General features: G+C 44.2%; 1 protein-coding gene. It reads right to left on the reverse strand.

Translation table 11 applies throughout. From position 1 onward, the window contains the following. Positions 1-179 precede the first annotated feature (179 nt). Positions 180-403 (reverse strand): CBS domain-containing protein (locus tag E3E37_RS11365; RefSeq protein ID WP_167717463.1); only part of this gene is annotated, 224 nt, incomplete at its 5' end.

The following is a 403-nucleotide window of genomic DNA, read 5'->3' on the forward strand; positions in this document are numbered from 1 at the left end:
CAGAACCCTTGCCATAACGTCCACTGCCATAGTATCGCCTCCTGTTTTCCCTGCTCATCGTGTCGTCATCAAGATTTTAAAGCTTTCCCTGGGTATTTTTAAGAATCAGGCCCCTTCAACTATAGAATTTCGGAAAAAGAGCTCGGAAATTGACTTTTATGTATAGGAGGTTGAACCACTCACCAAAGATATATGTCCTCGATGGCGTGATAATACGCCCGGTAGATATCTTTCTTTGTAATAACCCCAAGTAGCTTTCTGTCTTCATCAACCACAGGGAGGAGGTTCTGGTCATTCATTAGAATTTTCTCTAGGGCGTCTTGTGCTGTTTCTTTCGGTGTCACAACCGCGAAATTTCGCCTCATGAACCGCTTAACCGGGAGCTTCTTAATCGAGGTCGATT

Source organism: Thermococcus sp. ES12 (assembly GCF_012027515.1).
Lineage (GTDB): Archaea > Methanobacteriota_B > Thermococci > Thermococcales > Thermococcaceae > Thermococcus > Thermococcus barossii.